Source organism: Pseudomonas sp. JAI115, from assembly GCF_014200835.1.
Lineage (GTDB): Bacteria > Pseudomonadota > Gammaproteobacteria > Pseudomonadales > Pseudomonadaceae > Aquipseudomonas > Aquipseudomonas putida_A.
Genome location: NZ_JACHCY010000001.1, coordinates 239,925 through 263,899, shown reverse-complemented (window position 1 = coordinate 263,899; position 23,975 = coordinate 239,925). Strand labels below are relative to the sequence as shown.

Annotated in this window: 27 protein-coding genes and 1 pseudogene; 8 read left to right on the top strand and 20 right to left on the bottom strand. The window is 60.6% G+C overall.

Going from position 1 to position 23,975, the window contains the following annotated elements:
• Positions 1-37: 37 nt before the first annotated feature.
• The 11 genes and pseudogenes from HDC30_RS01170 to HDC30_RS01125 all read right to left on the bottom strand — a co-directional run bounded on the left by HDC30_RS01170 (position 38) and on the right by HDC30_RS01125 (position 10,280).
• On the bottom strand, positions 38-322 hold the full coding sequence (locus HDC30_RS01170) for a hypothetical protein (protein WP_027612677.1): 285 nt from the start codon (positions 320-322) through the stop codon (positions 38-40).
• A gap of 107 nt (positions 323-429) precedes the next feature.
• A complete protein-coding gene (locus HDC30_RS01165; RefSeq protein WP_007964939.1) occupies positions 430-660 on the bottom strand; it encodes a hypothetical protein in 231 nt (76 codons plus the stop codon).
• 122 nt (positions 661-782) lie between these two features.
• A complete protein-coding gene (locus HDC30_RS01160) occupies positions 783-1,013 on the bottom strand; it encodes a hypothetical protein (protein ID WP_007964938.1) in 231 nt (76 codons plus the stop codon).
• 70 nt (positions 1,014-1,083) lie between these two features.
• Positions 1,084-2,151: an ATP-binding cassette domain-containing protein gene (locus HDC30_RS01155; RefSeq protein ID WP_409347899.1), complete on the bottom strand. Its 1,068-nt coding sequence runs from the start codon at positions 2,149-2,151 to the stop codon at positions 1,084-1,086.
• Positions 2,152-2,241: 90 nt separating this feature from the next.
• Positions 2,242-2,601: pseudogene (locus tag HDC30_RS29405) on the bottom strand (ATP-binding cassette domain-containing protein); the annotation flags it as partial.
• 252 nt (positions 2,602-2,853) lie between these two features.
• A complete protein-coding gene (locus HDC30_RS01150) occupies positions 2,854-3,882 on the bottom strand; it encodes a DNA topoisomerase IB (RefSeq protein WP_096796534.1) in 1,029 nt (342 codons plus the stop codon).
• Between the two features lie 69 nt (positions 3,883-3,951).
• A complete protein-coding gene (gene modC, locus HDC30_RS01145) occupies positions 3,952-5,031 on the bottom strand; it encodes a molybdenum ABC transporter ATP-binding protein (protein ID WP_183780069.1) in 1,080 nt (359 codons plus the stop codon).
• Positions 5,032-5,034: 3 nt separating this feature from the next.
• Complete coding sequence (modB, locus tag HDC30_RS01140) at positions 5,035-5,715, bottom strand: molybdate ABC transporter permease subunit (RefSeq protein WP_003225407.1); 681 nt, start codon at positions 5,713-5,715, stop codon at positions 5,035-5,037.
• Positions 5,716-6,483, bottom strand: a complete 768-nt coding sequence (gene modA, locus HDC30_RS01135) for a molybdate ABC transporter substrate-binding protein (RefSeq protein ID WP_183780066.1) — start codon at positions 6,481-6,483, stop codon at positions 5,716-5,718.
• A 168-nt stretch (positions 6,484-6,651) separates the two neighbouring features.
• The gene (locus HDC30_RS01130; protein WP_183780063.1) at positions 6,652-7,716 is read right to left on the bottom strand and encodes a nitronate monooxygenase family protein; all 1,065 of its coding nucleotides are present in this window, start codon (positions 7,714-7,716) and stop codon (positions 6,652-6,654) included.
• Between the two features lie 101 nt (positions 7,717-7,817).
• The gene (locus tag HDC30_RS01125; RefSeq protein ID WP_183780060.1) at positions 7,818-10,280 is read right to left on the bottom strand and encodes an autotransporter; all 2,463 of its coding nucleotides are present in this window, start codon (positions 10,278-10,280) and stop codon (positions 7,818-7,820) included.
• A gap of 188 nt (positions 10,281-10,468) precedes the next feature.
• Between HDC30_RS01125 and HDC30_RS01120 the strand changes: the two genes are divergently transcribed.
• Together HDC30_RS01120 and HDC30_RS01115 are read left to right on the top strand one after the other, a co-directional pair.
• Positions 10,469-11,452: an MDR family oxidoreductase gene (locus tag HDC30_RS01120; protein WP_183780057.1), complete on the top strand. Its 984-nt coding sequence runs from the start codon at positions 10,469-10,471 to the stop codon at positions 11,450-11,452.
• 61 nt (positions 11,453-11,513) lie between these two features.
• Positions 11,514-11,972, top strand: a complete 459-nt coding sequence (locus tag HDC30_RS01115; protein ID WP_183780055.1) for a GyrI-like domain-containing protein — start codon at positions 11,514-11,516, stop codon at positions 11,970-11,972.
• Here HDC30_RS01115 and ada read toward each other — a convergent pair.
• The 5 genes from ada to HDC30_RS01090 all read right to left on the bottom strand — a co-directional run bounded on the left by ada (position 11,969) and on the right by HDC30_RS01090 (position 15,102).
• Complete coding sequence (gene ada / locus HDC30_RS01110; RefSeq protein ID WP_183780052.1) at positions 11,969-13,036, bottom strand: bifunctional DNA-binding transcriptional regulator/O6-methylguanine-DNA methyltransferase Ada; 1,068 nt, start codon at positions 13,034-13,036, stop codon at positions 11,969-11,971. The genes HDC30_RS01115 and ada overlap by 4 nt on opposite strands.
• Positions 13,037-13,122: 86 nt before the next feature.
• Positions 13,123-13,788, bottom strand: a complete 666-nt coding sequence (gene alkB, locus HDC30_RS01105; protein WP_103367204.1) for a DNA oxidative demethylase AlkB — start codon at positions 13,786-13,788, stop codon at positions 13,123-13,125.
• A 5-nt stretch (positions 13,789-13,793) separates the two neighbouring features.
• On the bottom strand, positions 13,794-14,504 hold the full coding sequence (locus HDC30_RS01100) for a 2OG-Fe(II) oxygenase (RefSeq protein ID WP_103366994.1): 711 nt from the start codon (positions 14,502-14,504) through the stop codon (positions 13,794-13,796).
• 94 nt (positions 14,505-14,598) lie between these two features.
• Complete coding sequence (locus HDC30_RS01095) at positions 14,599-14,769, bottom strand: hypothetical protein (protein WP_096796544.1); 171 nt, start codon at positions 14,767-14,769, stop codon at positions 14,599-14,601.
• A 30-nt stretch (positions 14,770-14,799) separates the two neighbouring features.
• A complete protein-coding gene (locus HDC30_RS01090; RefSeq protein WP_024164475.1) occupies positions 14,800-15,102 on the bottom strand; it encodes a DUF1883 domain-containing protein in 303 nt (100 codons plus the stop codon).
• A gap of 212 nt (positions 15,103-15,314) precedes the next feature.
• On the opposite strand from HDC30_RS01090, the gene HDC30_RS01085 reads away from it, so the two are divergent.
• Together HDC30_RS01085 and HDC30_RS01080 are read left to right on the top strand one after the other, a co-directional pair.
• Positions 15,315-15,671: a hypothetical protein gene (locus HDC30_RS01085; RefSeq protein ID WP_027612690.1), complete on the top strand. Its 357-nt coding sequence runs from the start codon at positions 15,315-15,317 to the stop codon at positions 15,669-15,671.
• Between the two features lie 72 nt (positions 15,672-15,743).
• Positions 15,744-15,974: a hypothetical protein gene (locus HDC30_RS01080; protein WP_027612691.1), complete on the top strand. Its 231-nt coding sequence runs from the start codon at positions 15,744-15,746 to the stop codon at positions 15,972-15,974.
• 3 nt (positions 15,975-15,977) lie between these two features.
• On the opposite strand, the gene HDC30_RS01075 is transcribed toward HDC30_RS01080, so the two are convergent.
• A complete protein-coding gene (locus HDC30_RS01075) occupies positions 15,978-16,265 on the bottom strand; it encodes a hypothetical protein (protein ID WP_115989694.1) in 288 nt (95 codons plus the stop codon).
• 151 nt (positions 16,266-16,416) lie between these two features.
• Positions 16,417-16,602, bottom strand: coding sequence for a hypothetical protein (locus HDC30_RS01070; RefSeq protein WP_007964653.1), 186 nt, complete (start codon positions 16,600-16,602; stop codon positions 16,417-16,419).
• Between the two features lie 258 nt (positions 16,603-16,860).
• Between HDC30_RS01070 and galU the strand changes: the two genes are divergently transcribed.
• Positions 16,861-17,700: a UTP--glucose-1-phosphate uridylyltransferase GalU gene (gene galU / locus HDC30_RS01065; RefSeq protein WP_007912230.1), complete on the top strand. Its 840-nt coding sequence runs from the start codon at positions 16,861-16,863 to the stop codon at positions 17,698-17,700.
• Positions 17,701-18,042: 342 nt separating this feature from the next.
• Here galU and HDC30_RS01060 read toward each other — a convergent pair whose 3' ends face one another.
• Entirely contained in the window at positions 18,043-19,791 is a 1,749-nt protein-coding gene (locus HDC30_RS01060; protein WP_183780049.1) for a phosphoethanolamine transferase CptA, read from the bottom strand.
• A 199-nt stretch (positions 19,792-19,990) separates the two neighbouring features.
• Complete coding sequence (locus tag HDC30_RS01055; protein ID WP_007964649.1) at positions 19,991-20,173, bottom strand: DUF6026 family protein; 183 nt, start codon at positions 20,171-20,173, stop codon at positions 19,991-19,993.
• Between the two features lie 274 nt (positions 20,174-20,447).
• On the opposite strand from HDC30_RS01055, the gene gnd reads away from it, so the two are divergent.
• From gnd to HDC30_RS01040, 3 genes are read left to right on the top strand one after another with little or no spacing between them, the layout of a single operon-like run.
• Entirely contained in the window at positions 20,448-21,428 is a 981-nt protein-coding gene (gnd, locus tag HDC30_RS01050; RefSeq protein WP_007964647.1) for a phosphogluconate dehydrogenase (NAD(+)-dependent, decarboxylating), read from the top strand.
• Entirely contained in the window at positions 21,425-22,948 is a 1,524-nt protein-coding gene (gene zwf / locus HDC30_RS01045) for a glucose-6-phosphate dehydrogenase (RefSeq protein ID WP_047598529.1), read from the top strand. Before gnd ends, zwf begins: the two co-directional genes overlap by 4 nt.
• Positions 22,945-23,754 (top strand): Cof-type HAD-IIB family hydrolase, encoded by an 810-nt coding sequence (locus HDC30_RS01040; protein ID WP_027612695.1) that lies wholly within the window; start codon positions 22,945-22,947, stop codon positions 23,752-23,754. Before zwf ends, HDC30_RS01040 begins: the two co-directional genes overlap by 4 nt.
• Positions 23,755-23,975 lie beyond the last annotated feature (221 nt).

Below are 23,975 nucleotides of genomic sequence, written 5' to 3'. Positions count from 1 at the left end.
ACGTCGAGTGATGGACTAAAAAAACGACATCAATCGGTTATACGAACGCTTGCCCGAAAAAGCCCCTTGGCAGGCGCTGCGGCCCGGCCAGCGCGGTCAGGCGTTCGATCCACTCCGAACGCCAGTTCGACGCACCATGATCAGCTTTGGTGTGGCGCGCTGCGCGGCGTGCGGCATTGCGCTGGGTCTTGCGTGCTTCTTTGTAGGCGTCTGTGTTGCGGCAGCTGCGGCATTTGACGCGATTGAGTTCCAGGCTTGAGGCAAGGTTGTCGCCCTTGTGACCACAAGCCAGATGTCCGTCTGTTTTGAAGTGGATAACCATGAACCGTCTCCTGGGTGACGTGTACAGGTTTTGACCGCCCACACCTCGGGGCGTTCGGTACACCAGCCAGACGGTACGCCGGTTGGCTGTCGTTTATCGCGGTGCAGTCATCTGAAACGTGGCAGTGGCCGTTCGACCGGTTGTAGCGACGACAGGGTGCTGCGGATCAGCGGTGTGTCTTTTTCGATGTCGTTCAGTCGGTCGCGGATGCGCAGGGCGGTCGGATGGCCGCCTTGATGATCGACCCAATCGGCGATTTCCTTGCAGGCCGCGGCAAGTCGCGCCTGACGAGAGTCGAGCAAGGTGAGGAGGGTGGTGATGGACTCTTTTTCGGACATGGAACACCTCCGTTCAGACAAACCGTTGAGAGGCAGCAAAAAGCCCGCGAGCTGCGAGCTCTCTGCCGTTGGGGCGCTGGTCCGTCAGCTGCTTTGAGTATAGACCCCGCCTGTCAATTGCATCAGCCGGCCGATTGTCGCGCCGGCAGCGGCGAGCTGGCCGCATTGAGCCGTCGGCATTCGCGTCGGGCATCTTCCTCAAGATCGTAGCCGTCGCCGATGAAGCCGCCGGTGCGGGTGTCGTTGATCCGAAACCAACTGCTGGCCTCAGCGGGTTCATGTTGGCTTTCCCCGGCGCGGCGGCCGTGAATGATGATCTTGTTGCAGCGTTTTACGACAAAGATGTCTTCCATGGCGTCACCACAGCAAATAGGTGTCAGATCAACTATAGAAGCCTTGGCCAATCGTGCAAAAAATAGCCAGTCAGTTCGTCGGTTGCAGCCGCCATTCTGTGGCATGCCAATCCAGACGATGCGTCGGTTTCAACGCCTGTAGAAACTCAGTGTCGTGGGAAACCGCAACAATTGCGCCGGGAAACGTCTGCAATGCCTGCTCGAAAGCCTGAACCGATGCCAGGTCCAGGTGATTGCTCGGCTCATCGAGCAGCAACAGTTGCGCAGGCGTCTTGCCCCACAAGGCCACCGCCAGCGCGGCTTTCAAACGTTCTCCACCGCTCAGTGAAGCGCTCGCTCGAGTGACCCGTTGCGCGTCCAGTTGCAGATGCGCCAGATGGCTGCGCAATTCGCTCTCACTCAACGGACTCTGCAGCGCGAGCAGTTGCTCGATGACGCTGAGACGGTCATCCAGCAGCTTCAGATGCTGGTCCAGATAAGCCGCAGGAACATGGGTGATGCATTCGCCGCTGGCGGGATGCAGTTGACCCGCGAGCAACCTGAGCAACGTCGATTTGCCGCAGCCATTCGGACCATTGACGGCGACGCGCACGGGCCCGCTCAGCGTGACATTGAGCGGTTGCGCCGGCAACCATGGCACGCACGCATCAATCAGCGTACAGACTCTGCGCGCAGCAGGCACTGCGCTGCCGGGCAGGTTCATCAGCACCGCATCATCCGCGAGCACTTTGGCGTAGGCATCGCGCACCCGTGCATCAAGCTCCGATTTGCGCTGCTGATGACCATGACGCACCTGGCCCATGATCTGCCTCGCCGCACCTTTGAGGCCGGCGCGTTCGAAGCCCGAGACGTTGGCGGTTTTGGCATTGCGCAGTGAGCGGGCGGCATGCCGCTGGATGGTGTCGTGCTCGTTTTGCAAGCGCTGCTGCTCGCGCCGGCGCTCGGTTCGGCTTTGATCCAGCGTGGCTTGCGCCGCCGCCTGATGGATCTGTCGTTGCTGCTGGTAAGCGGAAAAATTGCCGCCGTAAACCGTGACACCCAGCGGCGTCAGCTCGACGATACGCTGCATGCGTTCAAGCAATTGCCGGTCGTGGCTGATGACGATCAATCCGCCGCGCCAGCGTTCCAGTTCGCTCATCAACCAGTCGCGGCCGGGGCCGTCGAGATGGTTGGTCGGTTCATCCAGCACCAACAGATGCGCCGGATTCAGAAGCGCCCCGATCAACGCCAGCCGCGCTTGCTGGCCGCCGCTCAGCGGTTGGGTCAGATCGGTGGGAGCAATGTCCGGCAGACCGGCGTCATCCAGCGATTGGCGCAGACGTTCGGGCAGATCCCAGCGCTCGCCGAGGATGTCGAAATCTTCTGCTGCCGCCTCGCCAGACTGCAGCCGTTGCAATGCGCGAAGGGCGGCGGCGGTGCCGGTGGCGTCGGCCACGGTCTGCCGCGCATCGGCGGTGAATGTTTGCGCCACATAGGCCAATGGCACCGAGCAGGTGACGCTGCCGGCAGTTGGTTGCAAGTGCCCGGCGATCAGCTTGGCCAGCACGCTTTTACCGACGCCGTTGCGCCCGACGATGGCGGTGTGGGTGTGATCGAATTGCAGATTCAGGTCGTTGAAAATCGTCTCGCCATTAGCGAACTGAAAACTGGTTTGATTCAGGGAGACGAGGGCAGGCGTACGCGAGACGTGAGTCATCGGCACCTCCGAAAAATGTCGTGAAGACTGACAGGCGCTATTCAGCGCTTATCGCGATTACATTTTCAGAAGGCTTGATTGTTCACTGTCTGCGGTCGTCCTGAAGGGGAAAGGTGGCTAGCCTAGATCACCCATCCGCCGCGATCAAGACGCGTCCATCATTTGCTCGAGAAACATCGCCAGCGCCACTTCCTCGGAGCGCAAGCCCTTGCGCACCCTCGGGCGTGGCAGTTCGGCCAGCGCACCGAGCAGGAAGCGCTCGACCACGGCTGGATGGATGTAGCACTTGCGGCACACCGCCGGGGTGTTGCCCAGCTGTTTGGACACGCTCTTGACCATCTCCACCACGTGCCGTTTCGCCTCGGCTTCCGACTCCCATTGCAGTTCGCGCAACACCGCCAGAGCCAGTGCGCTGCCGGCCCAGGTGCGGTAATCCTTGGCGGTGAAGTCGGCACCGGTGAGGGTTTGCAGGTAGCTGTTGACGTCATGGGAACTGACGGTGTGCCGCTCGCCGTTTTCGTCCAGATACTGAAACAGATTCTGTCCGGGGATTTCCAGGCAGCGCTTGATGATGCGCGCCAGGCGACGATCCTTGACGGTGATCTGGTGTTCGATGCCGCTTTTGCCGCGAAACTGGAACAGGATCGCGCTGCCGTTGACCTCGACATGTCGGCTGCGCAGGGTGGTCAGGCCATAGGAGCGGTTGTCCCGCGCGTATTGGGTATTGCCGACACGAATCAATGTGGCGTCGAGCAGCGTGATGACCGTGGCCATGACTTTGTCGCGGCTGAAGCCGGGTGCGTCCAGCAGGGTTTCAAGCTGTTTGCGCAACTTCGGCAATGCCATGCCGAACTCACGCAAGCGCGAGTACTTGTCGGCATCGCGCACCTCGCGCCAGCGCGGGTGATAGCGATACTGCTTGCGGCCCCGGGCATCGCGTCCGGTGGCCTGCAAATGGCCACGCGGATCGGCGCAGATCCAGACATCGGTGTAGGCCGGCGGCACTGCCAGCGAATTGATCCGTTTGATCTCATCAGGGTCGGTAATGCGCTGCCCGGCCGGATCGAAATAGGCGAACTTGCCACGCAGCTTTTTACGGGTGAGGCCGGGTTGGGTATCGTCGACGTAATGCAGGTCGGGCGGTAAGACGTCGGCTAGTGCGGTGTCGGGCATGGCGGTGTCCTTGGCGAATCGCTCTGTTACAGCGATTGACCGCGCGCCATGGCCGTCGTGCCAACCAATTCAGGCCAGCACGGCGACGGCCTTGATCTGCGCCCATAAATGCTGGCCCGGGTGGATGCCGAGCTGATCCCGGGAAAACCGCGTGATCCGCGCTAGCAACGGTGTGCCGCCGGCATCCAGACGAATCAGCACATGCGCGGCGTTGTCCGCCGCCAGCTCGCTGACCACGGTCACCGGCAAGCGATTGAGGATGCTGCTGGCCTCGCTGTTGTGCAGGGCCAGACTGATGTCGCGGGCGTGCACCTTGCAGCGCAGGGCCTGACCGACCGCCATCGGCGCGTGAGTCACCCGGATGTTCATGGCAGTCGCCGGCAATTGCAGACTCAGCAACTGGTACTCGGCATCGTAGGCGCTGACCTGGCCTTCGATGATTACACCAGCGTCATCGCCCAACGCCATTGGCAGGTCAAGGCGCGCGAGGGTTTCGCCAATCGGGCCGCTGGCCAGGGCCTTGCCGTCGCTGAGCAGCACCAGATGATCGGCCAGGCGGGCGACCTCATCCTGCGCATGGCTGACGTACAGCACCGGGATGTCCAGCTCGTCGTGCAGACGTTGCAGGTATGGCAGGATTTCATTTTTACGCTGACTGTCGAGGGCGGCCAGCGGCTCATCCATCAGCAACAGTTTCGGGCTGGTCAGCAACGCGCGGGCGATGCCGACACGTTGGCGTTCGCCGCCGGACAGATGCTGCGGATGACGCTCCAGCAAATGACCGATGCCCAGCAGCTCGGTGGCTTGCGCCATGTCGACCCGACGCTGGGCCTTGGCGATGCGTTTAAGGCCAAATTGCAGGTTGGCCAGCACTGACAGGTGCGGAAACAAACTGGCTTCCTGGAACACGTAACCGATTGCACGTTTGTGCGGCGGGACAAAAATCCGCCGTTCGCTGTCGTGCCAGACTTCGTCGTTGATCTGAATGAAACCCTGCTCGGCTCGCTCAAGCCCGGCGATACAGCGCAGGCAAGTGGTTTTGCCCGACCCGGAATGACCATACAGCGCAGTCACGCCACGCCCCGGCAAATGCAGATCGACATCCAGGCTGAAACCCGGATAAGTGATTTTCAGACGTGCATCAATCATCGATCAGCTCCAACCCGCGCGGGTCTTGCGGCTGGAGTAGAGCGCCAGCAACACCAGAAACGAAAACACCAGCATCGCCCCGGCCAGCCAATGGGCCTGGGCATATTCCATCGCCTCGACATGGTCGTAGATCTGCACCGAGACCACGCGGGTCTTGTCGGGAATGTTGCCGCCGATCATCAGCACCACGCCGAATTCACCAACGGTATGCGCGAAACCGAGGATCGCCGCCGTCACAAAACCGGGGCGGGCCAACGGCAGGATCACGCTGAAAAAAGTGTCCCAGGGATTGGCGCGCAAGGTTGCGGCCACTTCCAGTGGGCGGGTGCCGATGGCAGAGAACGCGTTCTGCAACGGTTGCACCACAAACGGCATGGAATAGATCACCGAACCGATCACCAGCCCGGTAAAACTGAAGGTCAGAGTGCCCAGACCCAGCCATTGCGTGAAGTGGCCGAGAAAGCCATTGGGCCCCATCGCCAGCAGCAGATAAAAGCCGATCACGGTCGGCGGCAGTACGAGGGGCAGGGCGACGATTGCGCCGATGGGGCCGCGCAGCCAGGATCGGCTGCGCGACAACCACAGGGCAATCGGCGTGCCGACGACCAGCAGGATAGCGGTGGTCAGGGACGCCAGTTTCAGGGTCAGCCAGATCGCCGCGAAGTCGGCACTCGTCAGCGACATTTAGAGCTGGTAACCGTAGGACTTGATCACCGCAGCGGCTTTCGGGCCTTTGAGGTATTCAACCAGCGCTTTGGCGGCGGCGCTGTCCTTGCCTTTGTTCAGAATCACCGCGTCCTGTTTGATGGGGTCGTGCATGCTCGCTGGAACGATCCACGCCGAACCGCTGGTGACCTTGCCGTCCTTGAAGATCTGCGACAGCGCGACGAAGCCCAGTTCGGCGTTGCCGGTAGACACGAACTGGTAGGCCTGAGTGATGTTCTGGCCTTCGACGATCTTCGCCTTGGTCGCTTCAGTCAGCTTGAGTTTTTCCAGCACTTGAGTGGCGGCCAGACCGTATGGCGCGGCTTTCGGATTGGCGATGGACAGGTGCTGGTATTCATTCTTCTTCAGGACTTCACCTTTGGCGTCGACATAACCATCTTTCGCCGACCACAGGGCCAGGGTGCCGATGGCGTAGGTGAAGCGCGAACCCTTGACGGTGTCGCCTTCTTTTTCCAGTTTTTCCGGCGTGGTGTCGTCCGCCGAGAGGAACACTTCGAACGGCGCGCCGTTTTTGATCTGGGTATAGAACTGACCGGTGGCACCGTAGGCGGCGACCAGTTTGTGCCCGGTGTCTTTTTCGAAATCGGCAGCAATTGTCTGGATCGGCGCGGTGAAGTTGGCGGCAACGGCCACCTGCACTTCATCAGCCTGAGCGGTACCGAAGGCGAATACCGAAAGCAGGGTGGCCAGGCAGGTTGGGGCAAAACGTGGGGCACGAATGGTCATGTAACAGCTCCGTTATGGGCGAGTGCAGAGGGCAGTTATTGTTGGAGGTGGACTGCACCGATGCGAAGGGTGGAACGCTATATAGCGAAATATATAGCGAAATGCCGCTAAACAGGAAGTGCTGGTGAACACAGGGTGAGGTGGTGCCATGTCTCACCCTGCGCCGGATCAGCGGCGAAGCAGTTTTGCCAGAGCGCCATCCGCCAGTTGCCGGGTCAGATCAGCGCTGTTCAGCTCTTCGCCCAATGGGAACGCCTGACCGGCCCAGAGGTTGCTGAACTGCGCTTCACTTTTGGCACGCAACGGTATCAGCGCCCCGCCGGCCAGCGGGAAGGCTGGAGCTTTCGGTGACATCGGGCCGATTTCGCGCATCACCCGATTGAGAATGCCGCGAGCCGGGCGCCCGGTGAACAGGTTGGTAATCGCGGTTTCGCTTTCCTTGGCGCTGCGCAGCGCCTGGTGATGTGAGGCGCTGACTTTCGCTTCCGGGGTGAACAAATACGCGGTGCCGACCTGCACCGCCGATGCACCCAGCATCAACGCCGCCGCCACCCCGCGGGCATCGGCAATGGCACCGGCAGCGATCACCGGCACCTTCACCGCATCGACGATCTGCGGCACCAGCGCAAAGGTGCCGACCTGACTGCTCAAGTCATCGCTGAGAAACATCCCGCGATGCCCGCCAGCCTCGTAACCCATGGCGATGATCGCGTCGCAACCGTTTTGCTCAAGCCATATCGCTTCATCGACAGTGGTGGCGGACGAGAGGATTTTCGCGCCAGTGGCCTTGACCCGATCCAGCAGGGATTTTTCCGGCAGACCAAAGTGAAAGCTCACCACCTCAGGACGAAACTCTTCGAGCACGGCGCACGCTGCCGCATCGAATGGCGCGCGGTTGGAAACCGGTGTCGGTGCGTCGAAATCGACGCCCAATTCGCGGTAGTAAGGTTCCAGCAGGTTCTTCCAGTCTTGCGCGCGCTGTTCATCGGCGGCCGGTGGCTGGTGGCAGAAGAAATTGACGTTGAACGGTTTGCGGGTGTGCTCGCGAATGGTCTTCAGCTCTTCGCGCAACTGCTCGATGCTCAGCATTGCGGCAGGCATCGAACCCAAGCCGCCGGCGTTGCACACGGCGATCACCATTGCCGAAGTCGTGGCGCCGGCCATCGGGGCCTGAATGATCGGCAGCTCGATGCCGAGCAGGTCAAGAATGCGAGTGTCAGGCCATTGGCTCATGAAAGCGGTTCTCCGAACGATGAAACGGGGCAGGGACGGCAGAGCCGGTTTTTTAACAGCAAAACCGGACTCGGGGCCAGTCTGAATTTTCAATGCAGCCATCAGCGGCGATGAAAACCGCCGCCCCCGCCGCCCCCAAATGAGCGGTTCATGACTTGCGAGGAGTTGTGAAAGTTGTTGGTGCGCTGGTTGCCGAAGTTGCGCGCAGCAGACTCGCGATTGAGGTTCTGCAGTTGCGCATTGTTGTTGACCGGCGCCGTGCGGGCCGGGCTGCCCTTGACCATCGATTGCCAGCCGTTGTCGGTTTTCTTGTAGACGTTGCCGTCGCGCCCGGCATAGACGTTGTCGCCAACCCGTGCGGCGCCGCCGTTGCGGCCTTTCACGCCGGCATACTGCGTGGTCTTGTCGGTGTTGGGGTTGTACACCGCGCCACGATTGGCGGTGACCTGGGCGCCGGTGCGAGCATTACCTGCGGTGACCCGGCCACCGGCGATGGCGCCACCATTCGGCCCGACCACTTCACCGCTGCGTCCAGCCGCGTAGTTGCCGGTGTAGGCGTTGTGCACCGCGCCGCGTTGGCCTGCCGCCGCAATGCCGGTGCGCGAGTTATAGGACGAGCCAACCTGACCGGCCCAGCGATTGCCGGTCCAGGCGTTGTATCCGGCGCCATAGCGACTCACCGTCGCGCGATCCCCCCACTGACGATAAATGTTGCCGGTGGTGCCTGCCCAGCCACCGGGCCCCCAGGCCACAGCACCGCCACGATAGCCATAAGCGGCGCCGCCCCAGGCCAGTGGCGCGGGGTACAGGCGCGGGCCCCAGGCGTAACCCCAGCCATAATTGCCCCACCATGGATAAGCGCCCCAGCCCCAACCCATCGCCACGGTGTTGCCGCCCCAGCTCCAGCCGAAGCCGAAACCGAAGGTCCAGCCTGTCCACGGCGTATAGCGCATGGCGACGCCGAAACCGTAGGTCACCGGTGGCCCGTACCAGACGCTGCCGACCCACGGCGTGTATGGATAACCGGTGCCGTAGACCACCACGCCGGTGGCCGGATCCAGATTCGACCCTTGATAACCCGGGGTATAGCCGACCACCACGGTGTCGCCGCTGGACTCATAGACTTTGACGTAGGTGAGGTAATGCATCGGCGAACTCGGCGGGATCGAATAGATCACCGCCGGCACCGAACTGGCGACGCTCCATGGTCCGTTTACCGAGGTGGCGCTGAACCAGATACCGTTTTCCACCGCATACCAGTTGTCGTTGTCGACACGAATAATCGGCGTCGCGCTGTTGACCACGTATTGCAGCGGCGTGCTGTTGATTGCCTTCAACTGTGGCTCGCCATCGAACTGCGGCGCGGTCATTTTCACAGCGCTCTTCTTGATCGCCGAGGTTTGCGGGATGGTCGCCGCGATCGCGGCTTCCTTGGCCTGCGGTGTGCCGGCGACCGAAGCCTTGACGTTCTCTTTCGGGCTGTCATCCGGGATGTTGGCGAAATCTGCCGGTAGTTTGTCCGCTGGGGTAAACGTCCATGGGCCGCGCATGTCGGCAGCGCGAAACCAGCGCCCGGAGATCAGCACGTAACTGTTCTGGTCACCGATTTCCTTGAAGATGTGCCCGGTGGTGTTGCTCACGTAGAGCAGGCTGGTGCCCTGAATCGGTAGCCACTGCGGCGCGCCGTCGGTGACGATCAGCTCGGTGGGCGTGGTGGCGATGAAGATTTTCGGCTGCGGCGGTCTGGCCAGATTTGGCACCTTGTCTTTCGGATCACTCTGCCCGGTCAGCAGATCGACCTGACGGCTCTGGATCGCCGCCTGTTTGGCCTTCTCCAGATCGGCTGGCGGTGTGGTCAGACGGGTATATTCGCCGCTGAGGCTGTCAGCGACCATCCAGCCATCGAACACGTGCAGGTAGTGCTTGCCCTCAGCGTCCTTGAGCAATAGCGGGCGGGTGTTGATCACCCGTTGCAGCGCGGTGCCATCGACCGCCCGGTACACGGCGTCGCCATCGATGTAGACGAGCAGCGCCGGGACGTCGGAACTGATGATCGTCGGCGGGGTGTTTTCCAGCGGCGCGCTGTCGGCTTTCTGCTCGGCCGACAGCACGCCGACGGCGGCTTCAAGTTGATCGAGGGAGATGGTTTTCTTGCGACTTTCGGCATCTTTCTGCAGCGCGCCGAGCCAGACGTCGGCCTGACTGGCGTCGGCAGGGAAGTCGGCCTTGATGATCTTGTATTGATCCAGTGCGACCCAGCGCGTGGCCTTGTCGACCAGCGTGTGCGCGCTGAACTGGACGATGCCGAAGGTGGGTTTGCCGTCGGCGCCGGTGGCTTCGACGGCAGCCCGGGCATTGAGGGTGTAGCCATCCCAGCTGTCGAGTTGCGGCTGGTACACGGTCAGTTTGGCCTTGCCGCTGGTGATCACTTGCGGCCACGTCGGCGCGCTCGGGGCAGCGTCGGCAGCAGCAGGTTTGCTGGCGGTAGCCGGGGCCGCCCAAGTGTTGCCAACCGTCAGCAGGCACAGCATCAGTATTGCAAGCAACGAGCGCGGGTAAGACATTGTCAGCTCCATCGACAGGGCCGCTTTCAGCAGGATGGCAGCGAAAGCACGACCGTCGAAAAAGCATAGCCGCCCGCTTCACAATTACCGGGCGGATTCGCGAATTGGCGCAAAGTCGGGTGGGGCAATGTGTTGCTTTGTGTTATTTCAGGGCACGAGGATTTGAATCCATTGATTGAGAGGCAGCCATGTTCAACGGCATTTTGATCGACAAAGACGACAGCGGTTATCACGCCAGCCTGCAGCAGATCAGCGAAGCGCAGTTGCCTGAAGGCGACGTGACGGTGAAGGTCGCCTACAGCACGCTGAACTTCAAGGACGGACTGGCGATTACTGGCAGCAGCCCGGTGGTGCGCAAGTTTCCGATGGTGCCGGGGATCGACTTGGCGGGCACGGTCGAGGTCAGTTCGCATCCCGATTACCAGGTCGGTGATCAGGTGCTGCTCAACGGCTGGGGCGTGGGCGAGAGTCACTGGGGCGGGCTGGCGCAAAAGGCGCGGCTCAATGGTGACTGGCTGATTCCGTTGCCCAAAGGCTTTACCGCGGCGCAAGCCATGGCCATCGGTACCGCCGGCTACACGGCGATGCTGTGCATTCTGGCGCTGGAGCGTAACGGCGTGTCCCCGGATCAGGGCGAAGTGCTGGTGACTGGCGCCAATGGCGGAGTGGGCAGTTTCGCCATCGCCTTGCTCAGCAAACTCGGTTATCGCGTGGTGGCGTCCACGGGCCGGGTGTCCGAGCATGAGTACCTGAAGCGACTGGGCGCCGGCGAGATCATCGAACGCGCAACTTTGTCTGAGCCGGGCAAGCCCTTGGCTAAGGAACGCTGGGCCGCAGTGATCGATTCGGTCGGCAGTCACACCTTGGCCAACGCCTGTGCAAGCACCCGCGCCGAAGGCACGGTGGCGGCCTGCGGCTTGGCTCAAGGCATGGATTTTCCGGCGTCGGTGGCGCCGTTCATTCTGCGCGGTGTGACCCTGGCCGGAATCAACAGCGTGACCCAGCCCAAGGCACGGCGGATCGAGGCCTGGGCGCGCCTGGCCAAGGATCTGGACTTCGCCCTGTTGCCTTTGATCAGCCATGAAATCGCCCTCAGCGAAGCCATCGACGCGGCACCTGAGCTGCTTGCCGGACAGCTTCGCGGCAGGGTTGTGGTCGACGTCAATCGCTGACAGAGTAGGCGTCATTGCGGCCCTGTGTGGCCGCACTTCTATACAGGGAGCCGCAATTTCGATGGATTTGAAACGACAGCAAATCGACGCCTTCACCGTTGCTGGCCTGCAGGTTCGCACCACCAACGCCGCAGAGCACCAACCCGAAACCGCGAAAATCGGCCCGATGTGGGGCCGGTTTTTCGGCGAGGAGTTGGCCGAATCCATTCCCGGCAAGTCAGCCAATTCGCCGATTTATGGCGTGTATTCGGCTTACGAGTCGGATGCTTCGGGTGCGTTTGACGTTACCGCTGGCGTTGCCGTGAATGCTTCAGTCAAAGACTTTGAGTCCGTGCGGATCGAAGCGGGCGAGTATCTGGTGTTCGAAGCGCAGGGGCCGTTGCCTGATGCGGTCATCTCGATTTGGGGAAAGATCTGGGACTTCTTTGCAGCCAATCCGCAGATTCAGCGCCGTTACGCTACCGACTTCGAGGCCTACACCGGCCCCGAGTCCGTGTCGGTCTACATCGGCGTGCGCTAAGACTGGGTTTCGCGTTCCAGCAACTGGCGCTTACGCTCTACGCCCCAGCGATACCCCGACAGATTGCCATCGCTGCGCACCACGCGATGGCAGGGGATTGCCACGGCCAGACGGTTGGCGCCGCAGGCCTGCGCCACGGCGCGCATGGAGGTCGGCGCGCCGATGCGTTGGGCGATTTCGGCGTAACTGGCGGTGCGACCCACCGGGATTTCCCGCAACGCCTGCCACACCCGTTCCTGAAACGCTGTGCCACGCACATCCAGTGGCAAGTCGAGGCCCAGCGCTGGCGCCTCGATGAAACCCACCACTTTGGCAATCAACTGCTCGAAGCCGGCATCGGCGCCAATCAGGTTTGCGTTGCGGAATTGATCCTGCAGATCGCACACCAGTTGATGCGGATCGTCGCCCAACAGAATCGCGCACACGCCGCGCTCACTCTGCGCCACCAGAATCGCCCCGAGCGAACATTGGCCAACGGCAAAATGAATGTCGTTGTTGCGTCCAGCCGCGCGGTAGTCGCCGGGTTTCATGCCCAGCACCTTGTCGGCTGCCTCATAAAAGCGGCTGTTGGAATTGAATCCCGCGTCGTACAGCGCATCGGTCACCGTGCCGCCATCCGCGAGCCGTTCACGCACCCGGCGCGAACGATGCGCCGCCGCGTAACCCTTTGGTGTCAGGCCGGTTAAGGCCTTGAACACCCGATGAAAATGGAAAGGGCTGAGGCCGGCGGTTTCGGCGAGTTCATTGAGCGCGGGCACTGTTTCACTCGACTCGATCTGCCGACAGGCCATCGCCACGGTCGCGGCGTGCTGGCTGGCGACTTCAGTCTGATCCTTGCTGGTGCGCTTGCTTGGGCGGTAACCCGCCGCCTCGGCAGCTTGAGCACTTTCGAAGAACTCGACGTTCTGCGGCTTGGGCAAACGTGAAAGGCTGCTGGGGCGGCAGTAGATGCCGGTGGTTTTCACCGCATAGACAAACTGCCCGTCGGCCTGTGGGTCCCGTGCAACGACGGCGGCCCAGCGTGGATCGGTTTCAACGTTGATGAGGGGTGAAAGCTTTTTCATGGCGAGTAGTCCGTTGACCTGTTTGATTCAGGTTAACCAGCGGCAATGTTGGTAACACTCCGGGCCTTGCGGTCAAACTTTTCAGATCACCCGGCGACACGCAAGGTCAGGTTGATCCGGCGTTCGCCCAACTGTGGATGCCGCCCGGGTTTGATCGGCAGCACGCCGTGAAAGCGCAAGCGATCAACCCCGCCCCAGACCACCATATCGCCATGCAGCAGAGGAATGCGCTGGCTTTTGTCGCTACGGGCAAAACCACCGAACAGGAACATCGCCGGCAACCCCAATGACAGCGAAACGATCGGCGCCGCGTAGGCATTTTCGTCTTTGTCCTGATGCAAAGACATTTTCGCGCCGGGGACATATTGGTTGATCAGGCAGGAGTCTGGATGAAAGTCGGCAAATTCAGCGCGCTGTGCTGCTTTGCGCGCCAGTTCCGACAACACTTCTGGCATCGCCGGCCAGGGCTGGCCACTCAGCGGGTCGACGGTGCTGTAGCGATAACCGCTACGGTCGGTGATCCAGCCCAGGGTTCCGCAACTGCTGGTGCCCACCGACATGCTGAAACCGCCCGGGGTCATCATGTGGCGCAACGGTGCTACGGCGAGAATGGCTTCCAGCGCTGGCAATAGTTGATCGATCACCGGCAAAGCGAAGCCGCGCAACACCCACGATTGTTCGCCGATCTGCTCGGCGCGGGGTTGTTGCTCGGGTTCGTGGTCGGCGAACAGGTCGAAGGTGGTCGGGTGCATGGCGTTCATGATGCGTCGTGGAAGATAATGCCCAGAGTATGCCGATTTCCGCTGTGCAGGCGACTGACGCCGTGACGCATGGTCACTCGATAATCGCCGCGTGTGCCGCTGACCGGGCGCTGGTTGACCGCGAATATAACCGCGTCACCCTTGTGCAGATCCACGACGTGAGGGCGCGACTGCATGCGTGGACGCTGCTCGGTCAGAACGAACTCACCACCGGTAAAATCCTCTCCGGGCTGCGACAGAAGAATCGCCACTTGCAGTGGGAAAACCAGTTCTCCGTACAGATCCTGATGCAGGCAGTTGTAGTCCTGCGGGCCGTATTGCAACAGCAAGGGTGTCGGCCGCAGTTGGCCGGCAGCCTGACAGCGCTGCACAAACTCGGAATGGGTTGCGGGAAAGCGTACAGGCACATTCATGCGTTCGTACCAGCGGTTGGCCAGTGGCACCAGGCGCGGGTAAAACGCAGTGCGCAGACGTTCGATGGCTGTCGGCAGGGGATAGCTGAAGTACTTGTATTCCCCGCGACCGAAACCGTGGCGGGCCATGATGACCTGCGAACGAAACGGTTCGGTCTGCGAATACAGGGCGCTCAAGCGTTCACAGGTTTGCGCCGACAGCAACGAGCGGACGATGGCATAGCCATATTGATCCAGATGCTGTTCGAGGCTTGCCCAATCGAGCGCATCCAGCCGAGACGGGGACATTGACATGCTGACTCCTGAACCCTTTGGTCGAGGCTGTCAGTCTGGGCAAATACCGGCGGCAGAACACTCCGCCGCTTGCGGTCGAATCCCGAGTGTTGCGTTACAGGGCTTTGCTCACGGCGATGTCGCTGATCACGTCTTCGGTGGTGCCATGGATGGCGTCCAGTGCGGCCTTGGCCTCTTCGACGGTGCCGTTTTCCAGTTGCGCGAACTCGAAACGGCGTTCACCGTTGAGCTTGTATTTGATGACGTATTTGGTCGTTTGGGCCACGGTCGTGCTTACCTTTGTGTCAGGGGCGACTCAGCTCAGTTTGGAGCTGGAGCGGCGGATGATCTTGATCGAGTGGGTCAGGGTCGGCTTGCGCGTGACGCTGATGGCGCGACGGTTGACGGTGTCGATGGTGATGTTCCAGAAACCGGTGCTCGGCGCGGTGATGCGCGCAGGAAACGTGTCGAAAGCGCCGCCGTGGTAGGTGTGGCGGCCGCCGTTCTTGAACGCGCGGAAGTTGGCGTCGTTCATCAAGCGGATGTTGCAGGTTTGCGAGCATTGGATGACGACGATGTCGTCTTCGTTGAGGTGCTCGCGCTGGTGAATGAATTTCATGGGCGCCTCCAGAAGGGCTTTTTCTACTAAATCAAAACGATAGCATGTGCGATTGGCGCAGTTTATCAGCCCGAACGGGTTATTATCCCGCCGTCGAGCGCTGCTTTGACAATTAAAAACAGTTATTCGCGATTCCATGCGGGTTTAATGGACTAAGCCTCGGAGAAAAATGGTATTACTGCTGTCCGAGGGTCTTTATGGGAGGTATTTGTATGAAGTGGGGTGTGGTGTGTCTGCCGTTGATGTTGGTCGTGGGTGGTTGCGCGAGTGTTTCCGAAATCAACGAAACCTTGCCCACCATGAGCGTGATTTCCGGCAAGAAACCCCATGAGTATGCTCAGTGCCTGGCCGACAAGCTTGCCAACAGCCGCGGCGCGCTGCAGATGCAGCCGCACAAGGATGGCGTGCGAGTGATCGTTCCCGGGAAATTTTCCACCGGCGCGGCTGCGGTGTTTGATATCGAAGACCGTTCCGGCGGCAGCAGCATCAAGCTGCATGAGCGGATGTCCAATGTGCCGGTTCGTCCACGTGACGTGCAAAACGCCGCCAATGCCTGTATTTCCGGCTGATAGAATAGCGACCATCAGCACCGATGCCGTCACAGTCTTGCTGTGGCGGCATTTTCATTTCTGGAGTCGCGCATGAAGCGAGAGCAAGTACGGGAACGGCATGCAGAGGGCCTTATCTCTGCCACGCATGTGATTCAAAATCCGGCGAACTCGGGCGAGTGGATCGTGTTTTTCAAGAAGAGCGCCGGTCGCAGCTATTTTCTGGTGGACGATAACGACGAAGTCGAATCCTTCGCCCGGCTCGACGACCTGATCGAGATCGTGCGCGGGCTCGGGATCAAGTTCGCCGAGATCCACATGTAGGGTCTATTTGCAGACCACCACCACACTGCGGTTCTTGTAGTTGCCGACGTCGACCCCCAGGGTTTTGTCACTCTCCTTGGGCGCCGGCGTGCCGTCGGTACCGACGATGCGATAGCCGGTGCCGGCGCAGGAGGCGTCAGCCTTCTCGTAGCAGGTGGCCCAGGAGTTGGCTTCCCCGGAGCAGTCGATGCTTAAGCCCTGTTCGCCGTTGTTCAGGTAGGTGGTTTCCGAGGTGGCACAGCCACCGAGGGCCAATACCGCGATCAGCGGCAGCATTTTGTTCATGTTCATAAGTGTGTCGTCTTCAGCGAGGGAGGGGCTAAACGCTCTGACAGCGCCAGCATGAAAAGGTTATAGCGATTGGCCACTTGTTTTCATCATGCTGCGAGCGGCCACAAAAAAGCCCTGCACAAGGGCAGGGCTCGGCGCGTGTCGCAACAGATCAGTCCTGATCTTTGCCACGGCGTTTGGACGACGCAGGGGTGTCGGTGAATACCGACGCTACATCAGTCGCCAGCTGCTCGCTGTCGAAAGGACCAGCGATGTGTTCGCCATTGGTCGTGGTCAGGTTCCACTTGCCGTCTTTCTTGTCGATCACATACCCGTTGATGATTTTTACCGCGGCCATCTATCTGTCTCGTTCGCTGGTTCAAAGGCGCCATGATACCGACAAATCCTCACATTGGGGGATGATGAGCGTATGGTGATGCAGCGCATTTGCGTGTTTGAGCTACTCTGTTTTCGCGGGTCGAAGTCGCCAACGGAACTATCGGCGAGAATATTTCTCTATGTTGGCATCGGTTAGCCAGTGCGGGGCATTGTAAGGTGCACGCCGCCTGATTAGACTGCGCCGAAACTCGTACACACAGCCCTTTCAAGGACTTATATGATCAAGAAATGCTTGTTCCCAGCAGCCGGTTACGGTACTCGCTTCCTGCCAGCGACTAAAGCCATGCCCAAAGAAATGCTGCCGGTGGTAAACAAGCCACTGATCCAGTACGGCGTTGAAGAAGCTCTGGACGCTGGCCTGACTGAAATCTCGATCGTGACCGGTCGTGGCAAGCGCGCTCTGGAAGACCACTTCGACATCAGCTATGAGCTGGAAAACCAGATCAAAGGCACCGACAAGGAGAAATACCTGGTCGGCATCCGCAAGCTGCTCGACGAGTGCTCGTTCTCCTACACCCGTCAGACCGAAATGAAAGGTCTGGGCCACGCGATCCTCACCGGTCGCCCGCTGATCGGTGACGAGCCGTTCGCCGTGGTGCTGGCGGACGACTTGTGCGTCAATCTCGAAGGCGACGGCGTACTGACCCAGATGGTCAAGCTGTACAAGCAGTTCCGCTGCTCGATCATCGCCATTCAGGAAGTCGATCCGCAGGAAACCAGCAAGTACGGCGTGATCGCCGGCGAGATGATCCGCGACGACATCTACCGCGTACACAGCATGGTCGAGAAGCCAAAGCCGGAAGACGCTCCATCGAACCTGGCGATCATTGGTCGTTACATCCTGACCCCGGACATCTTCGATCTGATCGAGCAGACCGAGCCAGGCAAGGGCGGTGAAATCCAGATCACCGATGCCCTGATGAAGCAGGCCCAGAACGGCTGCGTCATGGCCTACAAGTTCAAGGGCAAGCGTTTTGACTGCGGTGGCGCTGAAGGCTACATCGAAGCGACCAACTTCTGCTTCGAGAACTTCTACAAGACCGGCAAGGCTTACTGATAGCGCCGGACCTGCATCGCGAAGGGTGTGAAAGCACCCGAAGCGAATGCCCCCACAAACGCCCCGACTTGTTCGGGGCGTTTGTTTTTGTGCTGGAACAATCCTTGATCCTGGTGGTGCAATTTACTGGCGCCCTCTGAGCGCGCTGGCTGCTCTTTCAGGGAGGAGGGTACGTGCGAGCATGCTGGCTGCTCCGATTTCCCTCAGGCGGTACAGTAGAGCCCCATAAAGCGGGCTACCTGACCGCCCAAAACGAAAAAAGCTCCGTATCTTGCGATACGGAGCTTTTTCTTTATGCGTTACACCGGTTGCGATCTCTCGAAACCGATGCCTTCCGAGCGGTTACTGCTGCACGACATTCGCTGCGGCAGGGTCGACCTTTTTTGGCTTCATCAGGCTGAAGTCGATCAAGGCGCGCTGCTCGCGTTCGTACGGGTTGCCGATCATCAGCGGACGCGGTTTGAAGCTGTCGCTGACCAGACTCTTGCTGCGGTCCAGTTCATCGAAACTCAAACCGGCCATGTCCGCCCAGGTGTGGATCAGATGCGAGCTGCTGTACGGCCGGCCGAGGTCGGCGGCGAAGTTCCAGTCGTGGTTCTCGCGCCATTTCGGCGACGCCCAGGCCATGAACGGAATGGTGTACATCGGCGCGGTCGGTTTGTTCTCGTTACGGCCGAGGGTGTTGTGGCCGGCGGAGTCGAACACGTCTTCACCGTGGTCGGAGAGGTACAGCAGGAAGCCGTTCGGATCGGACTTGGCGTAGTCCTTGATCAGGCTCGACACCACGAAATCGTTGTACAGCACGGCGTTGTCGTAGCTGTTGTAGGTCGGCACCTGATCGTCACGTACGCCGGCCGGCACGCCGGTACGGTCCTGGAACTTGTCGAAGGTCGGCGGATAGCGGTACTGGTAGCTCATGTGAGTGCCGAGCAAGTGCACGACGATCAGCTTACGCTGCGCCGGGTCGGTCAGCGCTTTGTTGAACGGCTCGATCACGTCACCGTCGTACTGCGCGGCGTTCTGGTTGCGGTTGTTATTCAGGTACACCTGCTCGTCGGCCTGCTCGGAGAAGGTCGTGAGCATGGTGTTGCGTTTGGTCATGGTCTGCTGGTTGGTGATCCAGAAGGTCTTGTAACCGGCCTGTTTCATCATGCTGACCAGCGACGGCGTGGACAGGTACAGATCAGGGTTCTCTTCGTCGGCGAAGGTCAGGACCTGCTGCAGCGCTTCAATGGTGTAAGGGCGCGGGGTGATGACGTTGTCGAATACCGCGAGCTGATCCTTGAGCTTGTCCAGTTCCGGGGTGGTCTTGCGTCCATAACCGTACAGGCTCATGCGCTGACGGTTGGTCGACTCGCCGATCACCAGCACCAGGGTCGACGGTTTATCGGCGTCGGCAACTTTCAGGTTATGCAGCGGCGGAACCTTGCTCGCGCTGTGCAGCATGTCTTGCATGCCGGCCAGGGTGTCGAGGTAACGGTGGTAAGCCACCACCATCTGCCAAGGCACGGCTGGCTCGATGCGGTCTTCGAACTTCTCGAAACCGCCGGCGAAACTGCCGGTACGCTGGGTCTGTTTGATCAGCGGGTAGCCGACTACGGCGAAGACGATCGCGATCGCAGCCACGAACGCGCGGCCTCGGGGCATGTACACCGGGCGCAGGCGGGTCCACAGGAAGTAGGCGAAAGCGGTATGGGCGAGGAATGCCGGGATCATCCACCAGGCGAAGTACTGGGTCATGTATTCGCCGGCTTCAGAGATGTTCGACTCGAACATGATGAAGATGACGCTTTGCGAGAATTCCTGCTGATAGATGAAGAAATAACCCAGGCTGGCCATCGAGCAGGCCCACAGGACGATACCGATCAGCGCGGCCAGCAGTTTGGTGCGTTTGGGAAACGCCAGCATCGGGGCGAGCCACAGCGCGCTCATCACGAAGGCCTGACGGAAACCGCTGAAACCGGAGGTGCCGGTCAGCTGAATCAACAGTTGGGTGATGCCCGAGAAATACCAGAAGAAAGCGAACAGCCAGAGAACCCCGGCCCAGTCGAAACCTGTCGCAGTCGTTTTGCTGCGTTTGAACAATGCCATTCAGCACTCCAGCTCATCGTCACTAACCACCGTCGGAGCGCTACATCAAACCGACGAACGGAAGCCGCGCGCAAACGCACGGCCAGAATGGGCCGGAGTATCACCAAGGCAGTGTGAAAACTTCGTTAGTTGCTGATCAGGGGCAGGGGAGCATCATGTCGGGAACGACAGGCGCCGTTCCCGAAGCTGGCGGGGCAGGTCAGGCGTGCGGATGGCGCTGGACCACCGGCAGAGGTTTGGGCTGAGCGCCCTGGGTCAGCGAGCGCAGCTGCGCCAGCTCCTGCTTCAACTGGTCGCGCTCGTCTTTCAACTGGCGCAATTCATCGCGACGGATCGTGACGTACAGGGTTTGTGGCGGCATTGCTGTGTGTACTGTGCCCATTGCTCACCTCGCAAATGGCGTGTCTCAACTGCAAATCGTCCCCGCATCGGGGCTACTGACTTGCTATCGGCGCCAATTTTGATTTCTTTTGCCCGTGAATGGAACTTTTTTATTTTTCATGGTCGGTGTGTCTTCGGCAGGATTCGGGGCGTTATCAGTCTGGATCGGGCACAATGCCCGGAAACTTCATCGCAACGCTCTGGACTAACCTCCATCAGTCGCGTTGGGCTATAACCAATGACACACATTTATTTGTAGTAAGGAGCATCAGCACATGCAACTCGGGATTATTGGACTGGGCCGCATGGGCGGCAATATTGCGCGACGTCTGATGCTCAACGGTCACACCACCGTTGTTTACGACCGCAATACCGCTTTCATCGATAACCTGGTCGCCGAGGGCTCCACCGGCGTTGCCGACCTGCCCGCTCTGGTGGCAGGCCTGGCCAAGCCACGTGCCGTATGGGTCATGCTGCCGGCCGGCGCGCCGACCGAAGACACCATCAACACTCTGAGCGACTTGCTGGAAGCCGGTGACACCATCATCGACGGCGGCAACACCAACTATAAGGATGACATTCGCCGGGCGAAAACCCTGGCCGAGAAGGGCCTGCACTACATCGACGTCGGTACCTCCGGCGGCGTCTGGGGCCTGGAGCGCGGCTACTGCATGATGATCGGCGGCGACGCCGAGACCGTGAACCGTCTGGACCCACTGTTCGCAGCGCTGGCGCCGGGTATGGGCAACATTCCGCGCACCAAGGATCGCAAGTCCGAGGATCACCGCGCCGAGCACGGCTACATTCACGCCGGTCCTGCCGGTGCCGGGCACTTCGTGAAGATGATTCACAACGGCATCGAGTACGGCATGATGGCCGCGTTCGCCGAAGGCTTCGACATCCTCAAGACCAAGTCCAGCGAGCGTCTGCCGGAAGATCAGCGTTTCGACCTGAACGTGGCCGACATCGCCGAAGTCTGGCGTCGTGGCAGCGTGGTCTCGTCCTGGCTGCTCGACCTGACCGCCGACGCACTGGCCAGCGATCCGAAACTCGACGGCTTCTCCGGTTCGGTGGCTGACAGCGGCGAAGGTCAATGGACCATCGAAGCGGCCATGGAGCAGGCGGTGCCGGTTCCGGTGCTGTCCAACTCGCTGTTCTCGCGCTACCGCTCGCGCGGCCAGGGCACTTTTGGCGACAAGATTCTTTCGGCCCAGCGCTTCGGCTTCGGCGGCCACGTGGAGACACCGAAGAAATGACCCATACGATCCGCAGAAAATCCAAGGCAGAACCCGCACCACCGACCACGCTGTTTCTGTTCGGTGCCCACGGCGACCTGGTCAAGCGCTTGCTGATGCCGGCGCTGTACAACCTCAGTCGCGACGGCTTGCTTGACGAGAATCTGCGGATCGTCGGCGTTGATCACAACGCCATTACCGATGAAGCCTTCGCGCAAAAACTCGAAGACTTCATCCGTACCGAAGTGGCGGCGAAAGTCGGCAAGGGCGATCAGATGCTTGATCCGGCCTTGTGGGCCAAGCTCGCCAAAGGTATCAGCTACGTCCAGGGCGACTTCCTGGACGACAGCACTTATTCCGCGCTGGCGGCAAAAATTGCCGACAGCGGCACTGGCAATGCGGTGTTCTACCTGGCCACCGCGCCACGTTTTTTCAGTGAAGTGGTACGCCGTCTCGGCGCGGCCAAGTTGCTGGAGGAAACCCCCGAAGCGTTCAGAAGGGTGGTGATCGAGAAGCCGTTCGGCTCCGATCTGCAAACTGCCGAAGCGTTGAACGCCTGCCTGCTCAAGGTCATGTCCGAAAAACAGATCTATCGGATCGACCATTACCTGGGCAAGGAAACCGTGCAGAACATTCTGGTCAGCCGGTTCTCCAACAGCCTGTTCGAGGCCTTCTGGAACAACCATTACATCGACCACGTGCAAATCACCGCGGCAGAAACCGTCGGCGTCGAAACCCGTGGCAGTTTTTACGAGCACACCGGTGCGCTGCGTGACATGGTGCCCAATCACCTGTTCCAGTTGCTGGCGATGGTCGCCATGGAACCGCCGGCCGCGTTCGGCGCTGACGCCGTGCGCGGCGAGAAGGCCAAAGTGGTCGGCGCGATCCGCCCGTGGAGCGTTGAAGAGGCGCGAGCCAACTCGGTACGCGGTCAATACCGCGCCGGCGAGGTCGATGGCAAAGCGTTGAATGGCTATCGCCAGGAAGCCAACGTGGCGCCTGACAGCAACACCGAAACCTACGTCGCGCTGAAAGTCATGATCGACAACTGGCGCTGGGTCGGCGTGCCGTTCTACCTGCGCACCGGCAAGCGCATGAGCGTGCGCGACACCGAGATCGTCATCTGCTTCAAACCGGCGCCCTATGCGCAGTTCCGGGATACCGAGGTCGACGAGTTGCAGCCGACCTATCTGCGTATTCAGATCCAGCCCAACGAAGGCATGTGGTTCGACCTGCTGGCCAAACGGCCGGGGCCGGCGTTGAACATGGCCAACATCGAGCTGGGTTTTGCCTACAAGGATTTCTTCGAGATGCAGCCGTCCACCGGCTACGAAACGCTGATCTACGACTGCCTGACCGGCGACCAGACGCTGTTCCAGCGCGCCGACAACATCGAGAACGGCTGGCGCGCGGTGCAGCCCTTCCTCGATGCCTGGCAACAGGATGCGAGCGTGCAGACCTACGCCGCCGGGGAAGACGGCCCGCAAGCCGCCAATGATCTGCTGACTCGCGATGGTCGCGTCTGGCACGGTCTGGGATGAGTGAATCGATCCGCTTTTTATTGAGTGACATGGACGGCACGCTGTTGCTGCCCGATCACAGCCTGAGCCAGCGCACCATCGACGCCGTTCGTTCGCTGCGCGAGGCCGGCGTGTTGTTCAGCCTGGCCACCGGGCGCCCACCCAAAGCCATGTTGCAGCAGATCGAAGCCTTGGGTGTCGATCTGCCGACCGCCGCCTTCAATGGCGGCACCATCGTCAATCCGGATGGCAGTCTGTTGGTGGCGCATTACCTGCCGGTGCCGACCGCGCTGATTGCTCTGGCGTTGTTCGCTGACCAACCGGATGTGGAGATCTGGGTGTTCAGCGGTGGCGACTGGTTGCTCAAGGATCCGCACGGACCGATGGTGCCGCGCGAACAGCACGGCCTCGGTTATCCGCCGGTGGTGGTCGAGAGTTTCGAGCCGTACCTGGAGCGCATCGACAAGATCGTCGCCACCAGTAACAACACCGATCTGCTGATCGAGCTTGAGGCGCGCCTGTTAGCCAAGGTCAGCGGCATGGCTCAGGTTTCGCGTTCGCAACCGGTGTACCTGGACGTGACGGCGCTGGAGGCCAACAAGGGCACCGCACTGGCAACCATTGCCGCGCACCTCGATATCCCGCTGGCGCAGACCGCCGCGATTGGCGATGGCGGCAACGACCCGGCGATGTTCCATTGCGCGGGATTGTCGATTGCCATGGGGCAGGCGGAAGAGGCGGTGAAGCGCCAGGCTGATGTCGTTACAGCCCCCAACACCGAAGACGGCGTGGCGCAGGCGATCGAGAAGTACATCCTCGGTCGCTGATTCACCCGGAAACAAACTGTGGGAGCGGGCTTGCTCGCGAATGCGGTGTGTCAGTCAACACATCAAGTGCCTGACACTCCGTCTTCGCGAGCAAGCCCGCTCCCACAGTTTTAATCGCGTGTTGCCAGAGCCATTGGCTGAGCGCCTGCCAATGTAGGAGTGAGCCTGCTCATACCGGTTGATCGAGAGTTGCCAGCGCCATTGGCTGACCACCCTGACAA

Excerpts from the sequence above, each read along its gene's own strand:
- HDC30_RS01170 (WP_027612677.1), bottom strand. The coding sequence starts at position 322 with ATGGTTATCCACTTCAAAACAGACGGACATCTGGCTTGTGGTCACAAG.
- HDC30_RS01165 (WP_007964939.1), bottom strand. The coding sequence starts at position 660 with ATGTCCGAAAAAGAGTCCATCACCACCCTCCTCACCTTGCTCGACTCT.
- HDC30_RS01160 (WP_007964938.1), bottom strand. The coding sequence starts at position 1,013 with ATGGAAGACATCTTTGTCGTAAAACGCTGCAACAAGATCATCATTCAC.
- HDC30_RS01155 (WP_409347899.1), bottom strand. The coding sequence starts at position 2,151 with ATGAGCGAACTGGAACGCTGGCGCGGCGGATTGATCGTCATCAGCCAC.
- HDC30_RS01150 (WP_096796534.1), bottom strand. The coding sequence starts at position 3,882 with ATGCCCGACACCGCACTAGCCGACGTCTTACCGCCCGACCTGCATTAC.
- modC (WP_183780069.1), bottom strand. The coding sequence starts at position 5,031 with ATGATTGATGCACGTCTGAAAATCACTTATCCGGGTTTCAGCCTGGAT.
- modB (WP_003225407.1), bottom strand. The coding sequence starts at position 5,715 with ATGTCGCTGACGAGTGCCGACTTCGCGGCGATCTGGCTGACCCTGAAA.
- modA (WP_183780066.1), bottom strand. The coding sequence starts at position 6,483 with ATGACCATTCGTGCCCCACGTTTTGCCCCAACCTGCCTGGCCACCCTG.
- HDC30_RS01130 (WP_183780063.1), bottom strand. The coding sequence starts at position 7,716 with ATGAGCCAATGGCCTGACACTCGCATTCTTGACCTGCTCGGCATCGAG.
- HDC30_RS01125 (WP_183780060.1), bottom strand. The coding sequence starts at position 10,280 with ATGTCTTACCCGCGCTCGTTGCTTGCAATACTGATGCTGTGCCTGCTG.
- HDC30_RS01120 (WP_183780057.1), top strand. The coding sequence starts at position 10,469 with ATGTTCAACGGCATTTTGATCGACAAAGACGACAGCGGTTATCACGCC.
- HDC30_RS01115 (WP_183780055.1), top strand. The coding sequence starts at position 11,514 with ATGGATTTGAAACGACAGCAAATCGACGCCTTCACCGTTGCTGGCCTG.
- ada (WP_183780052.1), bottom strand. The coding sequence starts at position 13,036 with ATGAAAAAGCTTTCACCCCTCATCAACGTTGAAACCGATCCACGCTGG.
- alkB (WP_103367204.1), bottom strand. The coding sequence starts at position 13,788 with ATGCACCCGACCACCTTCGACCTGTTCGCCGACCACGAACCCGAGCAA.
- HDC30_RS01100 (WP_103366994.1), bottom strand. The coding sequence starts at position 14,504 with ATGTCAATGTCCCCGTCTCGGCTGGATGCGCTCGATTGGGCAAGCCTC.
- HDC30_RS01090 (WP_024164475.1), bottom strand. The coding sequence starts at position 15,102 with ATGAAATTCATTCACCAGCGCGAGCACCTCAACGAAGACGACATCGTC.
- HDC30_RS01085 (WP_027612690.1), top strand. The coding sequence starts at position 15,315 with ATGAAGTGGGGTGTGGTGTGTCTGCCGTTGATGTTGGTCGTGGGTGGT.
- HDC30_RS01080 (WP_027612691.1), top strand. The coding sequence starts at position 15,744 with ATGAAGCGAGAGCAAGTACGGGAACGGCATGCAGAGGGCCTTATCTCT.
- HDC30_RS01075 (WP_115989694.1), bottom strand. The coding sequence starts at position 16,265 with ATGAACATGAACAAAATGCTGCCGCTGATCGCGGTATTGGCCCTCGGT.
- HDC30_RS01070 (WP_007964653.1), bottom strand. The coding sequence starts at position 16,602 with ATGGCCGCGGTAAAAATCATCAACGGGTATGTGATCGACAAGAAAGAC.
- galU (WP_007912230.1), top strand. The coding sequence starts at position 16,861 with ATGATCAAGAAATGCTTGTTCCCAGCAGCCGGTTACGGTACTCGCTTC.
- HDC30_RS01060 (WP_183780049.1), bottom strand. The coding sequence starts at position 19,791 with ATGGCATTGTTCAAACGCAGCAAAACGACTGCGACAGGTTTCGACTGG.
- HDC30_RS01055 (WP_007964649.1), bottom strand. The coding sequence starts at position 20,173 with ATGGGCACAGTACACACAGCAATGCCGCCACAAACCCTGTACGTCACG.
- gnd (WP_007964647.1), top strand. The coding sequence starts at position 20,448 with ATGCAACTCGGGATTATTGGACTGGGCCGCATGGGCGGCAATATTGCG.
- zwf (WP_047598529.1), top strand. The coding sequence starts at position 21,425 with ATGACCCATACGATCCGCAGAAAATCCAAGGCAGAACCCGCACCACCG.
- HDC30_RS01040 (WP_027612695.1), top strand. The coding sequence starts at position 22,945 with ATGAGTGAATCGATCCGCTTTTTATTGAGTGACATGGACGGCACGCTG.